At 70.8% G+C, this 18,271-nt stretch carries 9 protein-coding genes; 1 reads left to right on the forward strand and 8 read right to left on the reverse strand.

All coding sequences use genetic code 11. The annotated features are described in order from the left end of the window. The first annotated feature begins 29 nt into the window (after positions 1-29). A complete protein-coding gene (locus tag A37W_RS0100330; RefSeq protein WP_018301025.1) occupies positions 30-1,316 on the forward strand; it encodes a flavin-dependent oxidoreductase in 1,287 nt (428 codons plus the stop codon). A 16-nt stretch (positions 1,317-1,332) separates the two neighbouring features. Here the strand turns inward: A37W_RS0100330 and A37W_RS0100335 are convergent, their stop codons facing one another. The 8 genes from A37W_RS0100335 to A37W_RS0100370 all read right to left on the reverse strand — a co-directional run bounded on the left by A37W_RS0100335 (position 1,333) and on the right by A37W_RS0100370 (position 18,107). Continuing rightward, positions 1,333-2,211, reverse strand: coding sequence for a sugar kinase (locus A37W_RS0100335; protein WP_018301026.1), 879 nt, complete (start codon positions 2,209-2,211; stop codon positions 1,333-1,335). Between the two features lie 420 nt (positions 2,212-2,631). Then, on the reverse strand, positions 2,632-4,941 hold the full coding sequence (gene treY, locus A37W_RS0100340) for a malto-oligosyltrehalose synthase (protein ID WP_018301027.1): 2,310 nt from the start codon (positions 4,939-4,941) through the stop codon (positions 2,632-2,634). Further along, complete coding sequence (gene malQ / locus A37W_RS0100345; RefSeq protein WP_018301028.1) at positions 4,938-6,755, reverse strand: 4-alpha-glucanotransferase; 1,818 nt, start codon at positions 6,753-6,755, stop codon at positions 4,938-4,940. The genes treY and malQ overlap by 4 nt, the downstream gene beginning before the upstream one ends. Beyond that, complete coding sequence (gene treZ / locus A37W_RS0100350; protein ID WP_018301029.1) at positions 6,752-8,512, reverse strand: malto-oligosyltrehalose trehalohydrolase; 1,761 nt, start codon at positions 8,510-8,512, stop codon at positions 6,752-6,754. The genes malQ and treZ overlap by 4 nt, the downstream gene beginning before the upstream one ends. After that, positions 8,505-10,604: a glycogen debranching protein GlgX gene (gene glgX / locus A37W_RS0100355; protein ID WP_018301030.1), complete on the reverse strand. Its 2,100-nt coding sequence runs from the start codon at positions 10,602-10,604 to the stop codon at positions 8,505-8,507. The genes treZ and glgX overlap by 8 nt, the downstream gene beginning before the upstream one ends. A 5-nt stretch (positions 10,605-10,609) precedes the next feature. After that, on the reverse strand, positions 10,610-12,832 hold the full coding sequence (gene glgB, locus A37W_RS0100360; protein ID WP_018301031.1) for a 1,4-alpha-glucan branching protein GlgB: 2,223 nt from the start codon (positions 12,830-12,832) through the stop codon (positions 10,610-10,612). Next, positions 12,829-16,128, reverse strand: a complete 3,300-nt coding sequence (gene treS, locus A37W_RS0100365; RefSeq protein ID WP_018301032.1) for a maltose alpha-D-glucosyltransferase — start codon at positions 16,126-16,128, stop codon at positions 12,829-12,831. Before treS ends, glgB begins: the two co-directional genes overlap by 4 nt. Next, the gene (locus tag A37W_RS0100370) at positions 16,125-18,107 is read right to left on the reverse strand and encodes an alpha-1,4-glucan--maltose-1-phosphate maltosyltransferase (protein WP_018301033.1); all 1,983 of its coding nucleotides are present in this window, start codon (positions 18,105-18,107) and stop codon (positions 16,125-16,127) included. Before A37W_RS0100370 ends, treS begins: the two co-directional genes overlap by 4 nt. Between the last annotated feature and the right edge of the window lie 164 nt (positions 18,108-18,271).

Raw genomic sequence — 18,271 nt, forward strand, 5'->3', positions numbered from 1 at the left:
CAAAAGGGCGGGCGAGGGAGAGACGAGACATGACCGACAGACCCGTCCTGATCGCCGGCGGCGGCATCGCCGGCCTTTCCGCCGCGCTGACGCTGCACCAGATCGGCGTGCCATGCGTCGTCTTCGAGGGCGTCACGTCGCTCAAGCCGCTCGGCGTCGGGATCAACCTGCAGCCGAACGCGGTGCGCGAGCTGTCGGACTTGGGCCTCGGCGAGGACTTTCTCGACCGCGTCGGGCTGCCGGCGAGGGAATGGGCGCTGGTCGGCCTGAACGGCAACGACATCTATTCCGAGCCGCGGGGCCGCGACGCCGGCTACGACTGGCCGCAGTACGCCGCGCACCGGGGCCTTCTGCACGTGGCGCTGGCCGACGCGGTCCGCGACAGGCTGGGCGACGGCGCTCTGCGCCTGGGCCGGAAGGTCACGGGCTACGAGACGCGGGCGGACGGCGTGACGGCGATCGTGCGGCGCGCCGACGGGACGGAGGAGCGGCACGAGGGGGCGCTGCTGATCGGCGCGGACGGGATCCATTCGGCGATCCGGGCGCAGATGCACCCGGACCAGCCGCCGATCCACTGGGGCGGCGCGCTGATGTGGCGCGGCACGACGCGGGCGCGGCCGATCCGCACCGGCTCGTCCTTCGTCGGGCTCGGGACGCACCGGCACCGGATGGTGATCTACCCGATCTCGCGCCCCGATGCGGACGGCCTCGCCACGATCAACTGGATCGCCGAGGTGACGCTGGACGACATGGACGGCGCGCAGCGGGACAGCTGGTTCCGGCCGGTCGAGGTCGCGGAGTTCGCGCACCATTTCGACGGGTTCCGCTACGACTGGCTCGACGTGCCGGCGCTGCTGGCGGAGGCGGACATCGCCTACGAGAACCCGATGATCGACCGCGACCCGGTGCCCACCTGGGTCGACGGGCGGGTGGCGCTGATCGGCGACGCGGCGCACGCGATGTATCCCACCGGCTCCAACGGAGCGAGCCAGGCGATCGTGGACGGACGGGTGCTCGGGGCCGAGCTGGTGGCGCACGGGGTGGGGCCGGAGGCGCTTGCCGCCTACGACGCGCGCCTCTGCGGTCCGATCTCGGAGGTGGTGCTCCGGAATCGGGGGGCGGGGCCGTTCGGCCTGCTCAACCTCGTGGACGAACGGTGCGGCGGGGTGTTCGACGACATCGACGCGGTGATCCCGCCGGACGAGCGGCGGGACTTCATGGCCGGCTACCAGCGCGCGGCGGGCTTCGCGAAGGACGCGCTGAACGCCGCGCCGCCGACGATCCCGCCGGGCGCGACCGTGCGCGAGCCGGCGTGAGGGCGGGCGGTACGGATCAGTCCCCCTCCCTCGGGACGATCGCGCCCGGCAGGCCGACGACCCGGGACGCCAGAGCGTGGCCGGCGGCCAGCGCCGCGGCGTCGTCCCCGCCGGTGAGGCGGGCGGCGAGGTAGGCGCCGTTGAAGCTGTCCCCGGCGGCGGTGGTGTCGACGACCTTCGGGGCGGGCGGGAACGGTCCGGCGGGGGCGCCCGACAGCGCGATGGGTCCATCCGGGCCGCGCTTTAGCGCGCCGTCCGTCACGCCCCAACCCCGCAGCCGCGCGACGACCCCCTTGGCGTCCTCGTCCCCCCAGAGGGCGATTTCGTCGTCGCAGGACGGCAGGCCGATGTCCGTGACCTCCCACACCGCCCGCATCGCGGCGCGGGCGGTCCGGACATCCTCCCACAGGCGCGGGCGGTAGTTCGAATCGAAGACGACTTGGCCGGGATGGCCTGCGAGCGCCGTGGTCAGGCCCGCCCGGACCGCCGGCGGCAGGATGGCGAGCGTGATGCCGGAGAGGTAGACGACGTCGAAGCCGTCCAGGAGGCCGAACCCGTTCTCGAACAAGGTCCGCGCCGCCGAGGCGTCGCGCCAGTAGCTGAAGCTGCGCTCGCCGTCGGGGTCCGTCGCGATCGCGTAGATTCCCGGCAGCCGCGTCGGATGCCGGGCGAGGAGCCGGGTCGAGACCCCCTCGGCCTCGGCGAAGGCGGCGAGCATGTCCGACAGGCTGTCCTGCCCGACAACCGAGACGAAGGCGACCTCGTGAGCGGGTCCCAGACCGCGGGCGAGGTAGATCGCGGTGTTCAGCACGTCCCCCGCGAAACCGATCTGCCGGCCCGGATTGTCGGGCGTCAGCTCCACCATCGCCTCGCCGACGCAGGCCACCGTCACCATCGTCCCTCTCCTCCGCGCGCATCGGGACAATGGCCGGGGCCGGCGGTGGCGGCAACCGGGGATGGCGTACGGCGCTCGGCCTGCGGCCATCGCCCCGCCCGCCGTCCCCGGGAAGGCCGCTTCGGCCGCGGGTGCGGTGCGGTGGGAGGGGGAAGGGCCCGTGCTGGGGAAGCGGTTCAGGGGCAGGTGTGCCCTGAACGCGCCCCGTCCAGGGTGGGTCGGTCCGGGTCCGCGTCAAGGATGAACCGGCTTCGCCGGCGCGCGTGCGCGCGTCCTTGACCCGGCCCCGGACCTCGGGGCGCAGCGGTCGCGGACGTCAGGGCGGCGGGAGGGGGTGTTCGCGGGGCGGAGGAGGCGGGTCGGTTCGGAAAGGCCGTTGCTGCGGTGGCGGGGGTTCGTCCCCGCCATCGACCGTGGGTCTCACACGCCGTTCAGCGTGATCCGGACGGGGGCGTCGGAGGGTGCCTCGGGCCAGACCGGGGAGCCGCCGGGGACGGCGCCGGCAAGAGCGCCGCTGTCGGCGTCGATCGCCAGGGCGACGTTGAGCGACGCGCCGCCCTCGCGGCGGGCGAAGGCGCAGACGCCGGCCGGCGCCTCGATCGGGTGATACCCGCCCGACAGGAACAGCGCCGGCCGCTCGCGGCGCAGCCGCAGGAGCGTCCGCGTCAGCTCGAACTTGGCGGCGTCGAGCGGGCGGGCCGGCGCCTCGCCCTCCAGCGCGCGGGCGCGGGCGCCGAAATCCACCTCGCGCCGGTTGTCGGGATCGGTCAGCGCGTAGGCGGCGAATTCGCAGCCCTGGTAGATGTCGGGGATGCCGGGCACCGTCAGCTTCAGCGCGGTCTGGATCAGCGACAGACGGTCCGCGATCCGCAGGATCGGCGTCACCTCCATCGCGTGGCGGGGGAAGTGCTGGGCGAGGCGGCGGACATAGGTCTGCGCGGCTTCCTCGAGCTCCAGGTCGGGGGCGGTCCAGAACGTTTCGGACTTCGCCTCGCGCAGCGCCTTGACCACGTGGTCGGCGAGGCGGTCGCCCATGTCCCCGTCGGACTGGTCGAGGGCGAGGAAGGTCTGGGCCACGTACCAGACGAGGTTGGGGTTCAGCCGCTCTGGCGCGAAGCCACGACAGATGCGGAACCAGGCGCCGAACGCCTCCGGGGCGCGGGTGATCGCGGCGATGCGCATCCGCGCGTCCTCGCTCCGCTTGGTGTCGTGCGAGGAGGTGAGCGTCAGGCCGTGGGGCATCCTCTCGGCGCGTCGGGACATCGCCCGGTGGAAGCCGTCGATGCCGAGCGAATCGTCGTCGGGCTCGCTGCCGACCTCGTTGGCGGAGAGCAGGCGCACCTCGCGGTAGAAGGCGGTGTCCTCCTGGCTCTTGGCGACGGCGGCGCCGGTGACCTGCTGCAGGCGCAGCCGGAAGGCGGCGGTCTCCTTTGTCGGGCGTGTCAGGACCTCGGCGAGGAAGGGCAGGGCGCCCGGGTCGGTCAGCCGCGCGGCCGCCTCGGCGGCGGTGCGGCGGACGAGGGCGGCGTCGGCCTGCGACACCTCGCCGTCCGTCATGTAGGTGCGGTAGCGCGGGAAGGCCGCGATGAAGGCGAGGAGGGCCTCTCGCAGCGTCTCGGGCCCCAGCTCGCAGCCGACGGGGTCGTCGGCGGCGATGGCGGCGAGCTGGCGCTGCAGCGTCCATAGCTCGGCCGCAAGGTCGTGGGTCATGATCTGCCGCCGCGCCCGGTGCAGCACGTCCTCGACCGGGTCGGTGCGGCCGGTGGCGGCCCGGTAGGCGTCATCGACGGCATCGAGGCCGTCGGCGTCGGTCAGCAGCCGGCTGAAGGCGCGGGCGGCGACGTAGCCGGTCGTGCCCTCGATCGGCCAGTCGCGGGGCAGCGTCTCGGGGCCGGAGAGGATCTTCTCGACCCAGATCGGGGTGTCCGGCAGGCGTCCGCGCAGCCGCGCGAGGTAGCCGGCCGGATCGGCGAGGCCGTCGATGTGGTCGATCCGGATGCCGTCGACGATGCCGCTGTCGACGAGGTCGAAGGTCAGGCGATGCACGTCCTCGAACACAGCCTCGTCCTCCACCCGCACGCCGATCAGGCCGGTGACGTTGAAGAAGCGGCGGTGGCTGAGGGCGTCGCTTTCCGTCCGCCAGTGGACGAGGCGCCAGGGCTGAGCGGCGTGGAGGGCGCGGAGCGCTCCGGCGTCGCCGCCGCGGGCGCCGTCGATCTCGGCGCCGGCGGCGAGGGGCACGCGCAGGCCGCCGTCGATGACCAGCACGGGACCTTCCTCGTCGTCCTCTACGGCGAGCTTGCCGTCCGCCAGCACGTCCTCGAACGGCGCGGTCAGCCAGGGCAGGCGGATGCGCTCCTCCTCGGGGTCGAGGTCGAAATGACGCGCATAGCGGCTGTCCGGGCCGCGGCGCAGGACGTCGCGCAGCCACGGCGTCTCGACCGAGAAGGCCATGTGGTTCGGCACGATGTCGAGGACGAGGCCGAGGCCCTCCGCCTTCAGCGCTGCCGACAGCCGCTCCAGCCCCGCGCGGCCGCCGAGGGCCGGGTCCACTTCGCCCTGGTCGGTCACGTCGTAGCCGTGGGTGGAGCCGCTCTGCGCTGTGAAGAGAGGCGAGGCGTAGAGGTGGCTGATCCCCAGCCGGGCGAGGTAGGGGGCCAGCGTGGCGGCGCGGTCGAAGTCCATCCCGCCGCGGAACTGCAGGCGGTAGCAGGCGGTGGGGAGGGTCATTCCGTCTCCGGTCCGGGCCGTTCGGCGCGCATGAGGGATGCGGTGGCGACGAAGGCGGGGTGGTCCGCGATCGTCTCCACCAGCGTCGGGCTGCGGGGCTGCCAGTTGGGGTACTCGTCGAGGGTGCCGGGCACGTTCGTCGGTGCCTCGGGACCGACGAGGTCGGCGAGGCGCACTCCCGCCAGCAGGCAGGGCGTGCGGGCGAGGAAACGGTGGGCGGCGTCGAGTATGCCCGGCGGCAGCTCGTCGGTGTCGGGATCGACGGGGCCGTCGAGGAGTCCCGCGCTGCGCAGGCATGCGATCAGCGCCGCCCGTTCCTCGCGCCGGTTGGCGGCGTCGGAGGCGGACTGCGCGGCGTCGACGAGGCCGAAGGTGCGCCGCCGCTCCACGTCCTCGCCGCGCCACCAGGCCGAAAGGACGGGCAGGTCGTGGGTGGACAGGCAGGCGAGCGCGGTGCGGGGATAGGCGGAGGCCGGCTTGAACCCGGTTTCGTCCTGCTCGAACACCAGGATGCGGTAGGACAGGACGTTCGCGCCCGACATCGTCCGGCGGAAGCCGGGGGGCACGAAGCCGAGATCCTCGCCGATCACCAGGGCCTGATGCTCGTGGCTGAGGTCGGCGAGCGTGCGGACGAGGTCGGCGAACGGGTAGCGCAGGTGCGTGCCCTCGGCGGGGCCGGCGCCCCACGGGATCAGGAACAGCTGCCACAGCGCCATCGCGTGGTCGATCCGCAGAGCGCCGGCGTCCTGCATCTGCGCGGCGATCATCTCGCGGAACGGCTCGAAACCGGCGGCCTGGAGCGCGGTGGGCGAGGGGGCGGAGAGGCCCCAGTCCTGGCCCTCGGCCGCGAACATGTCGGGCGGTGCGCCGACGCCGAGGCCGGGAAGCGCGGCCGCGGCGCCGGACCAGGTGGACGAGCCGTCCGGTGCCTCGCCGACGGCGAGATCGAGGTAGAGGCCGATCCGCATGCCGGCGGCGTGCGCCGTCGCGGACGCCTCGGACAGCTGGCGGCGCGCGATCATCTGCAGCCAGACGTGGAACAGGGCATCGTCCGCGAGCTCTTCGGACAGCAGGGCAACCTCGGCGCCTTGCGGGTCCTGCAGCGCCTGCGGCCATGCGTGCCAGCCGGCACCATGGCCTTCGGCGACCATACGGGCCGAGATCGCCTCGAACAGGGCGTGCAGGCGCAGCGGTCCGCCGCCGGCTTCGGCAAAGGCCGCGAGGCCCTCGCGCTCCGCCCCCGCGTCGAAGGCGGCGCGCAGGGCGCCGATCTTGACGCGGGCGAGGGCGGGATAGTCGAGGAGCTCGGCCTCCCGCAGCGCCGCGACCTCCGCCGGCTCGGTCACGCCGTCGACGCGGTCGGGGGCGATGTAGAGCGGGTTCAGGAACCGCCGGTTGGACGGGAAGAACGGGCTGCGCCGGTGCGGATCGGACAGGAAGAGGGCGTGGACGGGATTGATGCCGAGGAAGTCGGCGCCGGCTGCGCCGCAGGTCCGCGCCAGTACCGCGAGGTCGGCGAAGTCGCCGATGCCCCAGTTCCGCGCCGATCGCAGCTCGTAGAGCTGGCAGAACACGCCCCAGCCGGGCGCGGTCTCCAGCGTCGGCGGCAGCCAGCAGCGGACGTCCTCCGGCAGGTCCATCTCGCACGGGGCGGCTGGCCCGCCCGGAGGCGCGTCGGGATCGACGCCGAGGCCGTCGAGGATCAGCCGCAGGGTCGTCTCGGGCACGGCACGCCCGGCGCCGCCGAACGGATCGTCGTAGGACAGCGTCAGCCCGTGGTGGCGGGCGAGGCGGTGCAGCTCGCGCTGGCTCATGTCCCGAGCCAATGGACGGCCGAGATCGGGCCGCCGGGCGCTCCGACACGGTGCAGCTCCTCCCCCGTGGCCGGGGGCAGGTCGCGCGGCTGGTCCTCGAGGTTGGCGCGCAGCTGCAGCAGCGCGCCGCCGCCGAGCCGCCAGTCGACGGCGATCGCGCCCTCGTCGGCCTTGAGGACCGTCCCGCAATGCGGCCCGGCCCCGGCGAGAAGTGGCACGATCCGCTCGCGGCGCAGGGTCAGCAGGTGCCTTGTCCGGTCCAGCGTCGCGCGATGGTCGTCGTCCGAGAGCTTGGCCCAGTCCAGCTTCGACGCCTCGAAGGTGGAGCGCGCGATCGGATCGGGAATCGAGGAGGTATCGGCCACGGTGAAGGCGGAAAAGTCCGCGAACTCGCGACGGCGTCCCTCGGTCACGGCCCGGGCTAGATCCCCATCGAACCCGGCGAAGAAGCAGAAGGACCGGGTCTCGCCGTACTCCTCGCCCATGAACATCAGCGGGATGTGGGGCGACAGCAGCAGGATGGCGGTCAGCGCGTCGACCATCCGCGGCGAGGCAAGGTTGCACAAGCGCTCGCCGAAGGCGCGGTTGCCGATCTGGTCGTGGTTCTGCAGGAAGTCGACGAAGGCCGTCGGCGGCTGGTGGCCCGAGGTCTTGCCCCGCACCTTGCCGCTGCGGTCGGGCTCGCCCTGATAGGCGAACCCTTCGGCAAGCGTCCGTGCAAGATGTGCCCATTCCTTCTGGGCGAAATCCGCGTAGTAGGCCTCGGTCTCGCCGGTGGCGATCACGTGAGCCACGTTGTGAAAGTCGTCGTTCCATTCGGCGGTGTGCAGCGTGACGCGCCCGTCCTCGCGCTCGTGCAGGTGGGTGACGTTGCGGGAATCCTCGGTCGTCAGGTGCACCGGGCGGCCCGGCAGGGCGGCGCGGAGTTCGCGGGCGAACTCGATCAGCACCTCCTCGTCCGAAGGGTCGTCGATGTGGTCGATGGCGTCGAGCCGGAGCCCGTCGAAGCCGAACTCGCGCAGCCAGTAGAGGCCGTTCTCGATCATGAACCGCCGGACGGGCTGCCGCTCGAAGGCGATCGCGCCGCCCCAGGGAGTGTCCTTCTCGTCGTGGAAGAAGTCCGGCGCGTAGGCGTGCAGGTAGGACCCTTCGGGGCCGAAATGGTTGTAGACGACGTCGAGCAGGACCATCAGCCCGCGCTCGTGCGCGGCGCGGACCAGCGCGCGCAGGTCGTCGGGCGTGCCGTAGGCCGGGTGCGGCGCGTAGAGCAGGACGCCGTCGTAACCCCAGCCGCGGTCGCCGGCGAACTGGGCCACCGGCATGATCTCGATGGCCGTGAAGCCGGCCTTCGCGATGTGGTCCAGGCGGTCGATGGCGGCCCGGAAGGTGCCCTCGCCGGTGAAGGTGCCGACATGCAGCTCCAGGATGGCGGCCTCCTCCCACGGGCGCCCGGACCAGCCGGCCCACGGGTCGTCGGCGGGCGGCGCGGTCAGCAGCGACGGGCCATGCACGTCGCCCTGCTGGCGGCGGGCGGCGGGGTCCGGCACGGCCATCCCGTCCGGCAGGACGAACGAATAGGGCGCGCCTTCCTCGGCCTCGACCTCCAGCCCGAACCAGCCGTCGCCTTCGGCCTCCATCGGCCGGTCGGCGGCGCCGAGGCGCAGGGAGAGGCTGTCGGCACCGGGCGCCCAGAGGCGGAGGTGCCAGTGGCCGGGGCGGGTGGGCACCGCGCCCCATGCGGGGCGGCGGTCAGTCATCGGCCGGGGCCTCCAGAACGATCATGGAGCGGGGGCCGAGCGTCAGGTTCGAGGAGTCCACGACCGGCGCGTCGGTGGGGTCGGCCACGCCCTCGGCGGTGTCGATCAGGCGCGCCCACGGCCCGACCTTGGGCTCGGGCACGGTGAAGGGCACGTCCTCGTGGCTGGCGTTGAGCATCAGGTACACGTTGGTGCCGCGCTGGTGCAGCATCAGCCCCACCGCCTTGGACAGGCCGTTGTCCCAGTCGCCCGGCTCCATCGGGGTCCCGTCGGGGCGGAGCCAGCGGGCATAGCGGTTGCCGCGGGCGTCGGGGCCGGAATGCAGGTACCGCTCGGCGAGGAAGAGGCCGCGGGTGTTGCGGATCTCGAGCACCCGCCGCACGAATTCCTCGAACGCCTGCTGCCTCTCGTCCGGCGACCAGTCCAGCCAGTTCATCTCGCCCGGCTGGCAGTAGGTGTTGTTGTTGCCGTCCTGGCTGCGGCCCCGCTCGTCGCCCATCAGGATCATCGGCGTGCCCTGGGACAGCAGCAGCGTCGTCATCATGTTGCGGCGCTGGCGGTCGCGCAGGGCGATGATCTCGGGATCGTCCGTCGGCCCCTCGACGCCGCAGTTCCAGCTGAGGTTGTGGCTGTGGCCGTCGCGGTTGTCCTCGCCGTTCGCCTCGTTGTGCTTCTCGTTGTACGAGACGAGGTCCATCAGCGTGAAGCCGTCGTGGGCGGTGATGAAGTTCACGCTCGCCCAGGGGCGGCGGCCGTCGTGGCTGAACGTGTCGGCCGACCCGAGCATGCCGTTCGCCAGCTTGGGCAGCAGACCGTCGTCGCCCTTCCAGAAGGCGCGCGTGTTGTCGCGGTACTGGTCGTTCCACTCCGCCCAGCCGGGGGGGAAGTTGCCGACCTGGTAGCCGTTGGCCCCGGTGTCCCAGGGCTCGGCGATCAGCTTGACGTTGGCGAGGACGGGGTCCTGGCGCGTCGCCTCGAGGAACACGGCGTGCTGCGAGAAGGAGTCGCGGTCGCGGCCGAGCGTGGAGGCGAGGTCGAAGCGGAAGCCGTCGACGTGGCACTCCTCCACCCAGTAGCGCAGGCTGTCCATGACCATCTGCAGAACACGCGAATTCTTCATGTTCAGCGAGTTGCCGGTGCCGGTCGTGTCGAAATAGTAGCGGGGGTCATCGGCGAGCGTGTAGTAGGACGCGTTGTCGATGCCGCGGAAGGACAGGGTCGGGCCCTGCTCGGACCCTTCGGACGTGTGGTTGTAGACCACGTCCATGATGACCTCGATCCCCGCCTCGTGCAGGCGGCGGACCATCAGCTTGAACTCGTGCAGGCTCTCGTTCGGCGACAGGTACCGCTGGGCGGGCGCGAAGAAGCCGAGCGTGGCGTAGCCCCACCAGTTGACCAGACCTTTGTCGGCGAGGTGGCCCTCGTCGTAGAAGGCCTGCACCGGCAGCAGCTCCAGCGAGGTGACGCCGAGCTTCACGAGGTGGTCGATCACCCGGGGATCGGCGAGGCCCTCGAAGGTGCCGCGCAGGTGCGGCTCCACCTCGTCGTTGCCCATCGTCATGCCGCCGACATGGGCCTCGTAGACGATGGTCTTGGCCCACGGGATCTCGGGCCGAACGTCGTTGCCCCAGGTGTGGGCGGTGTCGACGACCATGCATTTCGGCATCACGAACGCGCTGTCGCGGCGGTCGAAGGACAGGTCCTTCTTCTCGTGCCCCATCCGGTAGCCGAACAGGGCGGGGTGGGAGCGCAGGTTGCCCCGATGCTGCAGGGCGTAGGGGTCGAGGAGCAGCTTGTTGGGATTGAAGCGGTGCCCTGCCTCGGGCGCGTAGGGCCCGTGGACGCGGTAGCCGTAGAGCTGCCCGGGCCTGACGTCCGGCAGGTAGCCGTGCCAGACCTGATGGGTGAACTCGGGCAGTTCGATCCGCTCGATCTCGCGCTTGCCGCGGGAGTCGAACAGGCACAGCTCCACCTTTTCGGCGTGGGCCGAGAACAGGGCGAAGTTGGTCCCCGTGCCGTCCCAGGTCGCGCCGAGTGGCACGTCCGACCCGGCGAGGATGCGGCGGTCGGACAGGACGGCAGGAGACTGCATGTAGGTCACTCCGGAACGAGGAAGATGGTGGCGAGAGGCGGCAACGTGACCGCCACCGATGCCGGCTGCCCGTGCATCGCGTCGTCCAACGCACGTATCGCGCCGCCGTTCCCGACCCCGGACCCGCCGTAATCCGATCCGTCGGAATTGAGCGCCTCGCGCCACGTCCCGCCCTGCGGCACGCCGAAGCGGAAGTTCTCGCGCACCACCGGCGCCATGTTCGAGATGACGACCACCGGCTTGGTCCCGTCCTCGCCGTAGCGGACGAAGGAGAAGACGTTGTTGACGTCGTCGCCGCCTTCGATCCACTGGAAGCCGTCGCCGCGGCAGTCGCGCTGGTGCAGCGCCGGCTCGCCCCGGTAGAGGGCGTTGAGGTCGCGGACGAACCTGCGGACGCCCTCGTGATGGTGGTCCTGCAGCAGATGCCAGTCGAGGGACTGGTCGTGGTTCCACTCCTTCTCCTGCCCGAACTCGCTACCCATGAAGAGCAGCTTCTTGCCCGGATGGCCCCACATGAAGCCGTAATAGGCGCGCAGGTTCGCGAACTTCTGCCAGCGGTCTCCCGGCATCTTGCCCAGCATGGAGCCCTTGCCGTGCACCACCTCGTCGTGGCTGAGCGGCAGCACGAAGTTCTCGGAGAAGGCGTAGACGAGACCGAACGTCATCTCGTTGTGGTGGTAGCGGCGGTGGATCGGGTCGTGGCTCATGTACTGGAGCGTGTCGTGCATCCAGCCCATGTTCCACTTGAAGTCGAAGCCGAGGCCGCCCTCGCTGACGGGGCTGCTGACGCCGGGCCAGGCGGTCGATTCCTCGGCGATCGACAGCGCGCCCGGGACGTAGGCGCGGACCGTCTCGTTGGTACCCTTGAGGAACTCGATCGCGTCCAGGTTCTCGCGGCCGCCATACTGGTTCGGCACCCACTCGCCCTCGTTGCGCGAATAGTCGAGGTACAGCATCGAGGCGACGGCATCGACGCGCAGCGCGTCGACGTGGAACTCCTTCAGCCAGTAGGTCGCGGAGGCGCGCAGGAAGTTCGCCACCTCGCGCCGGCCGAAGTTGTAGATCAGCGTGTTCCAGTCCTTGTGGAAGCCCTGACGGGGATCGGCATGTTCGTAGAGGGCGGTGCCGTCGAACTGGCCGAGGCCGTGGGCATCGGTGGGGAAGTGCGCGGGCACCCAGTCGACGATGACGCCGATGCCGGCGCCGTGCAGGCTGTCGACCATCGCGGCGAAATCCTCGGGCGAGCCGAAGCGCGAGGTGGGGGCGAACATGCCGACCGGCTGGTAGCCCCAGGAGCCGGAGAACGGGTGTTCGGTGACCGGCAGGAACTCCACATGCGTGAAGCCCATCTCGCCGACATAGTCGATGAGCTGCCGGCCAAGCTCCGCGTAGCTCAGCATCTCGTTGCCGTCGCCGCGGCGCCAGCTGGCGAGGTGGACCTCGTAGATCGAGATCGGCTCGGCCCGCTGGTCGCGGCCGCGGGCGGCGATCCAGCCGTCGTCGGTCCATTCGTGGCGGGGCAGGCCGTGCACGACGCTGGCCTGCTGCGGCGGGACCTCGGCGTAGGTGCCGACGGGGTCCGCCTTCAGCGGCAGGAGCTGGCCGTAGGCGCCGACGATCTCGTACTTGTAGATCTCGCCCCGGCCGATGCCGGGCACGAACAGCTCCCACAGGCCGGTGGCGCCGCGGCGGCGCATGGCGTGCCGCCGGCCGTCCCAGGCGTTGAAGTGGCCGACGACGCTGACGCGTCGGGCGTTGGGCGCCCAGAGCGCGAAGGTCGTGCCCTCGACGCCGCCATGGGTCGTGGGGTGTGCGCCGAGGCGGCGGTACAGCTCCTCGTGCCGGCCCTCGGCGAGGAGGTATTCGTCCATCTCGCCAAGCACCGGGCCGAACATGTAGGGGTCCGCCAGCTCCCACGAGTGCCCGCCGCGGTTGGCGCAGCGCAGGCGGTACTCGAACGGCTTGCGCTTCTTGGGGATGACGCCGTGGAAGAACCCCTCGGGGTCGATCTTCGTCAGCGGCGCGACCTCCTTGCCCTTGGCGTCGAGGACCGTCACCTCGGACGCGTCGGGCGCGAAGACATTGACGACGACCGGCCCCTTGCCGTCGTCGAGGTGGTGCATCCCCAGCCAGCGGAAGGGGTCCCCCTGCTGGCCGCGCAGGATCGCCTCGATCTCGTGCCGGGGCGGGGCGGTGTCGGGGATGGTGTCGCGGGTCGTGTCGGTCATTCGGACGCTCCCGTGTCGTCGGTGAGGGCGAGAAGGCCGCGGAGCGGGATGTCGATCCAGTCCGGCCGCATCGCCAATTCGTAGCCGACCTCGTAGGCCGCCTTGTGGATGAGGAAGAGATCGAGGAGGGCCTCCTCGAACTCACGGTCGGACGGGTGCAGCGAGGCCCCCGCCATCGTGTCGCGATAGGCGCCGAGGAAGGCGCCCTGCGTCGCCTGCCGCCAGTCCTCGACTCCGCGCATCGTCGTCTCGGCGTCGGCGCCAAGCTCGATCCGGCGGCGGGCGGTGGACCACAGCGCATAGTCGAAGGACCGCAGCATCCCGGCGACGTCGCGCAGCGGCGTGGTCCGGGCGGTGCGTTCCTCCAGCGGCCGGGCCGGCTCGCCCTCGAAGTCGATGATCATCACGTCGGTCTGCACGACGAGGACCTGGCCGAGGTGGTAGTCGCCGTGGATGCGGCTCTGCCCGCCCGACGGCTCCATGCCCTTCAGCGCCGCGAGGCGGTCCTTCAGGATGCCCCGCCGCTCCAGGACCGCCTCGGCCAGCTCGCGGCCGGGGGAGGGCAGGTCGGCGGCGCGGGCGGACAGGCGGTCGAGGTGGCCGTCCAGCTCCCCGGAGACGGTATCGACCAGCGCCGACAGGTCGTCCGCCGTCAGCGGCTCCTGCGCGAAGGCGCTGCCCGGCTCGCCGCTGGCGAGCGCGAGGTGCAGCTCCGCCGTGCGCTGGCCGAGGACGGTGCCGAGGTCGAGCGGTCCGCCCATCACCGGCGCGTCGCCCTCGTCGGCCGGCTCGGCCAGGTCCAGCCGCTCCATGTCGCGCTCCAGCGCCTCGGTTACGTAGGTCCAGGCGTCGCCCTGGTTGCGCACGAACTCGGACGCGGCGGCGAGGGTGGTGACGGTGCCGTCAGCGTCGATCCAGTCGACCGTGCCGAGAAGCGCCGGCGTCGCCTCGAACGCCGTCTCCTCGGTGAGGAAGCGGCCGACCTCGATGTCGGGCTGCACGCCCTTCTGCAGACGGCGGTACAGCTTGAAGATCACGGCGTCGCCGAACGCGATGGAGGCGTTGGACTGCTCGGCCGACAGGAGCCGGGGCTCGCCCGGATCCTCGTCCACGTCGGCGAGGCCGGACAGGGGCCGGAACTCCACCCGGCCCTCGCCGGCCTCCAGCGTGTCGCCGGCCCGCAGGCTCGCGAGCAGCGACTTCGCCATCTCCTCGTCCTTGGCGCCATCGAGGATCGCGCCGACGCGGTTCGCCTGGCGCAGCTTGGCGAGCGTCGCCGGCAGGCGCGGTCCCATCGTCAGGGCATCCTCGCCCCAGACGGCCGACAGCGGCAGGAAGTAGCGCTGCGTCTCGCCGCCGACGCTGACGTCGGCGACCGACAGCATGTGCCGCCCGCCGCCCAGCTCGGCCAGCTGGTGCAGCTGCACTCCGTCGATGCGGCTGTCCTTGGCGGCGAACCAGCGCTGCAGCGGCAGGTAGTCGCGCAGGGTCTGGCGCTGGAACTGCGCCGCCGACGTATCGGCCAGCGCGCCGGACAGGCGGCCGTTCCGCGTGGTCAGCGTCAGGAAGTCCGGCAGCATCTGCGTGTAGGGCGTGTGCCAGGAGGGCGCCTCCTCCTCCCCCGCCAGCAGGAACCAGTAGAAGCCGTAGGCGGGCAGGGTCAGCAGGTACGGCAGCTCGCCGATCGGCGGGAAGGCCGACTGGCCGGTGAGCTCCACCGGCACCCGGCCCTGATAGGCGGACAGGTCGATCTCGGCCGCCTGCGCCTGCCGGCTGACGTTGGCGACGCACAGCACCGTCTCGTCCTCGGTCTTGCGCAGGAAGGCGAGGACCTTGCGGTTGCGCGGATACAGCAGCTCGATCTCGCCCCGGCCGAAGACAGGGTGGCGCTGGCGCACCGCGATCATCCGCTTGATCCAGTTCAGCTGCGAGGACGGCGCGGCGGCCTGAGCCTCCACGTTCACCGCCTGGTAGCCGTAGATCGGGTCCTGGATCGTCGGCAGGAACAGCTGCTGCGGATTGGCGCGGGAGAAGCCGGCATTGCGGTCGGCGGACCATTGCATTGGGGTCCGCACCCCGTCGCGGTCGCCGAGATAGTAGTTGTCGCCCATACCGATCTCGTCGCCGTAATAGACGACCGGCGTGCCCGGCATGGAGAAGAGCAGCGAGTTCAAGAGCTCGATCTTGCGCCGGTCGTTCTGCAGCAGCGGCGCGAGGCGGCGGCGGATGCCCATGTTGATCCGCGCCCGCTTGTCGGACGCGTAGAAGTTCCACAGGTAGTCGCGCTCGCGGTCCGTCACCATTTCCAGCGTCAGCTCGTCATGGTTGCGCAGGAAGATCGCCCATTGCGACTGTTCGGGGATCGCCGGCGTCTGCCGGATGATGTCGGTGATCGGGTAGCGGTCCTCCTGCGCCACGGCCATGTACATCCGCGGCATCAGCGGGAAGTGGAAGCCCATGTGGCATTCCTCGCCGTTCTCGCCGAAGTAGGGCCGCGTATCCTCGGGCCACTGGTTCGCCTCGGCCAGCAGCATCCGCCCGGTATAGTGCTTGTCGAGGTCGGCGCGGATCGCCTTCAGCACCTCGTGCGTCTCGGGCAGGTTCTCGTTGTTGGTGCCGTCGCGCTCCACCAGGTAGGGGATCGCATCGAGGCGGAGGCCGTCGACGCCCTTGTCCAGCCAGAAGTGCATCGTGTCGAGCACGGCTTCCATCACTTCGGGATTGTCGAAGTTGAGGTCCGGCTGGTGGTCGAAGAAGCGGTGCCAGTAGAACTGCTCGGCGACCGGGTCCCACGTCCAGTTGCTGTCGTGGGTGTCGTTGAAGATGACCCGCGTCTTGTCCATCCAGCGGGAGGGGTCGTCCGACCAGACGTACCAGTCCCGCTCGGGCGAGCCCTTGGGCGCGCGGCGGGCGCGCTGGAACCATTCGTGCTGGTCGCTCGTGTGGTTGATGACCAGCTCGGTGATGACCTTGAGGCCGCGGCGGTGCGCCTCCTCAACGAAGCCTTCGAAATCCTCCATGGATCCGTAGGACGGGTTGATCGCCTTGTATTCGGCGATGTCGTAGCCGTCGTCGCGCAAGGGGGAGGGGTAGAAGGGCAGGAGCCACACCGCCGTCGCGCCCAGCTCCTGCACGTGGTCCAGCCGGCTCATCAGGCCGGCGAAATCGCCGATGCCGTCGCCGTTGCTGTCCTGGTAGGCCTTCACGTGCAGCTGGTAGATCACCGCGTCCTTGTACCAGTCGGCGGCGGTCGCTTCGGGATCGGCGGTCAGGAGTGTCTTGTCTGCGATGTTCATGCCGCCCCTCCCGGCGGGTGGAGTTTCCAGATGGCATAGGGCCGCTCGTGCGGGTCCAGCGTCAAGCGGTGGCTCTTGCCGTGCCAGGTGAAGCGGTTGCCGTGGATCACGTCCTCGACCTCGATCGAGGCGCCGTCGGGCAGCCCGAACTCCCACAGCGGCACGTCGAAGTCGAACGCGTCGCCGTTGTGCGGGTCGATCAGGACGTGGAACAGCAGGTAGTTGCCCGCGCGTTCATCGAACCGCCCGTAATAGAGGGTCCGGTCGGTCCAGGCGGTGAAGAACTTCAGGTTCAGGAAGTCCTTCATCGCCGGGTTCTCGGCGCGGACGCGGTTGATCAGGCGGATGTCGTCCTTGATGTGCCCCGGCGCGTCCCAGTCGCGGTGGCGCAGCTGGTATTTCTCGCTGTCGAGGTACTCCTCCTTGCCCGGCAGCGGCGCGCTCTCGCACAGCTCGAAGCCGGAATAGAGGCCCCAGTTGCCGGACAGCGACGCGGCGAGGATCGCGCGGGTGCGGAAGCCCGGCCGGCCGGAATATTGCAGGAAGACCGGATTGATGTCGGGCGTGTTGACGAAGAAGTTCGGCCGCATGAAGTGCCGGCATTCCTCGGTCGTCAGCTCGGTCACGTATTCCCGCAGCTCGTAGGCCGTGTTGCGCCAGGTGTAGTAGGAATAGCTCTGGTTGTAGCCGACCTTGGCGAGGCGCTTCATCACCTTGGGCCGGGTGAACGCTTCGGACAGGAAGATCGCGTCCGGGTACTGACGCCGCACCTCGGAGATGATCCATTCCCAGAACGGGAACGGCTTGGTGTGCGGGTTGTCGACGCGGAAGTTCAGGACGCCGTGGCCGGCCCAGAACAGGAACAGGTCGCGGATCGCCTCCCAAAACGGCACGTTGGGACCGTCGTCGAGGTAGTAGCGGAAGTTGACGATGTCCTCGTACTTCTTCGGCGGATTCTCGGCGAACTTGATGGTGCCGTCGGGGCGACGTTCGAACCAGTCGGGGTGCTCCTCGATCCAGGGGTGATCGGGCGAGGCGTTGAGGGCGACGTCGATGGCGATCTCGATGCCCTCGGCTTTCGCGGCGGCGACGAGGGCGTCGAAGTCGTCCAGCGTGCCGAGCTGCGGGTGGACCGCGTCCATACCACCGTCGCGCGAGCCGATGGCGTAGGGCGAGCCGATGTCGCCCGGCTCGGCCTTGAGGGAGTTGTTCTTGCCCTTGCGGTTGGTCTCTCCGATCGGGTGGATCGGCGGGAAATAGAGCACGTCGAAGCCGAGGTCCTTCACGTAAGGCAGCCGGCCGATCACGTCGCGAAACGTGCCGTGCTGCCCCTCGGGCCCGGCGGAGCGGGGGAACAGCTCGTACCAGGCGGAGAAGGCGGCCTTCTCGCGGTCGACCCAGACGGGGAGGTCGTGGCGGTAGCGCGTCTCGTTGGCGCGGGGGCCGACGCGGGTCATCAGATGGTGCGCGTCGTCGATCAGCAGGGCGGCGGAGTCGCCGGACTTCGCCGCGGACGCCAGCGCCTTGACCGCGGCGGCGTCCTCCTTCGGCGGCTTCGTCATCTTCAGAAGGTCCGCCGCCTCCTTCATCTCGACGCTCACGTCCTGACCGGCCGCGACCTTGCGCTCGGTCCCGTGCGCCCAGGTGCCCCAGAGGTCGCGCCAGGCGAGGATGGTGAAGCGGGTCGGCCCGACCTCGTCCCACGTCACCTCGGCCGACCAGCGGTCGTTGACGCCCTTCTCCATCCGGACCTCGCGGCCGTCCGCGAGAAGGACGGCCGCGCCCATCACCTCGTGCCCGTCGCCGAAGATGTCGGCCTCGATCAGGACCGGCCAGCCCGCAACGGCCTTGGAGGCGAAGCGGCCGCCGTCGATTTCGGGCGAGACGCCCTCGATCGCGACGCGCCGCGCGGCGAGGTCGGAAAGGTCGCTGCCAGCCTCGGGCGGCGTGGTACGGCCCCGCTTGGGTGTCGATGCCATGATCTGTCCCCCGTCTTCGGCGGCCCGATCGCGCGGGCCGGTTCCCGGCGGCCGCAGCCACTTGCCCCTTCGGGCATCGCTGGGCCGCCTTTGCAACGCAACGCCGCCGGCGCCGCGCGTGTTCCTGAAGAGACTGTAGTCCCGCCCGCCGCGCCGGCCAGCGT

The organism is Wenxinia marina DSM 24838 (assembly GCF_000379485.1).
GTDB classification, from domain to species: Bacteria; Pseudomonadota; Alphaproteobacteria; order Rhodobacterales; family Rhodobacteraceae; genus Wenxinia; species Wenxinia marina.